Source organism: Oleiphilus sp. HI0128 (assembly GCF_001635365.1).
The window spans coordinates 1-1,557 of sequence record NZ_LWGG01001353.1; the positions used below are offsets into that span (position 1 = coordinate 1).

At 44.0% G+C, this 1,557-nt stretch carries 2 protein-coding genes; both read left to right on the forward strand.

Annotated elements, in window-relative coordinates; translation table 11 throughout:
- On the forward strand, positions 1–227 hold a 227-nt coding region (pgk, locus tag A3763_RS22495), incomplete at its 5' end, for a phosphoglycerate kinase (RefSeq protein ID WP_082880566.1).
- A gap of 30 nt (positions 228–257) precedes the next feature.
- Positions 258–1,322: a class II fructose-bisphosphate aldolase gene (gene fba / locus A3763_RS22500; RefSeq protein WP_068506450.1), complete on the forward strand. Its 1,065-nt coding sequence runs from the start codon at positions 258–260 to the stop codon at positions 1,320–1,322.
- Positions 1,323–1,557: the final 235 nt, after the last annotated feature.

Sequence of the window (1,557 nt, forward strand, 5' to 3'; positions counted from 1 at the left end):
TTGAGTTCGACCAGTTTGGTGCGGGCACTAAAGCGCTATCATTAGCCATCGCTGATAGTGATGCATTCTCAATAGCAGGTGGTGGCGACACCTTGGCTGCTGTCGATAAGTATGAAATCGCAGATAAGGTTTCGTATATTTCTACGGGTGGCGGTGCCTTTTTAGAATTTGTAGAAGGTAAGACTTTACCTGCAGTAGCAATGTTAATAGAGCGCGCAAGCTCATAAATTCAATCCATGTTTTAACCGGAGATAATCATGGCATTAATTAGTATGCGACAACTACTTGATCATGCTGCAGAGTATGACTACGGAGTTCCAGCGTTTAACGTAAATAACCTTGAGCAGATGCGCGCTATTATGGAAGCAGCTGATCAAACAAATAGTCCTGTGATAGTGCAGGCTTCAGCCGGTGCTCGTAAATATGCCGGAGCACCTTTTTTGCGTCATCTTATTTTGGCGGCTATCGAAGAATTCCCGCACATTCCTGTTTGTATGCATCAGGACCACGGTACTTCTCCAGCAGTTTGCCAGCGCTCGATTCAACTTGGGTTTTCTTCAGTGATGATGGATGGTTCGCTGATGGACGATGGCAAAACACCTTCCAGCTACGAATATAACGTTGACGTCACAAAGCGCACTGTTGAAATGGCGCATGCTTGCGGTGTTTCTGTTGAAGGTGAGCTTGGCTGTTTGGGGTCTTTAGAAACTGGCCAGGCAGGTGAAGAAGATGGTGTTGGTGCTGAAGGTACACTTAGTCACGATCAGATGTTAACTGATCCAGAAGAGGCAGCAGATTTTGTTAAGCAAACTGGTGTTGATGCGTTAGCGATTGCATGTGGTACAAGCCATGGCGCGTATAAGTTCACGCGTCCACCTACTGGTGATATTTTGGCTATTGACCGTATTAAAGCGATAAATGAACGTATTCCTGGTACGCACCTGGTAATGCATGGTTCATCCTCTGTACCTCAAGAATGGCTTGCTGTTATTAACGAGTACGGCGGCGAAATTCCTGAAACCTATGGTGTCCCTGTAGAGCAGATTGTAGAGGGCATAAAATATGGCGTTCGTAAGGTAAATATTGATACCGATCTACGTCTGGCTTCTACTGGTGCTGTGCGTCGCTTTATGGCACAGAATCCAGCAGAATTCGACCCTAGAAAGTATCTAAAAGAAACTGTAAGTGCGATGAAAGAAATTGTAGTTGCTCGATACGAAGCGTTCGGAACAGCTGGTCGTGCTGATAAGATTAAGGCTCAAAGTCTTGATTCAATGTTTGCACAGTACCAAGACGGTTCTTTGGCTCCGAAGATATCTTAACCTTGGTAAGGGCCTGAATTTATTCAGGCCTTTTTTCTCATTGCGTTTAAAAAAGCCCTCATTAAAACTTTTATACTCAAACTGTCCAATATTTTCTAAGCGAAGCTGTTACTTGTCGCACAATCTTGGAAGTAAACCATAGAGCGTTCATCTGGTACATGGTATAAATGCCTGATTCATTTCTACTATTGTATTTATATGGAGTTTAAATGCACTCTCACTACCTAAGAGCCGG

Bases quoted from the DNA above. Each gene is read 5' to 3' on its own strand.
- fba (WP_068506450.1), top strand. From the start codon at position 258: ATGGCATTAATTAGTATGCGACAACTACTTGATCATGCTGCAGAGTAT.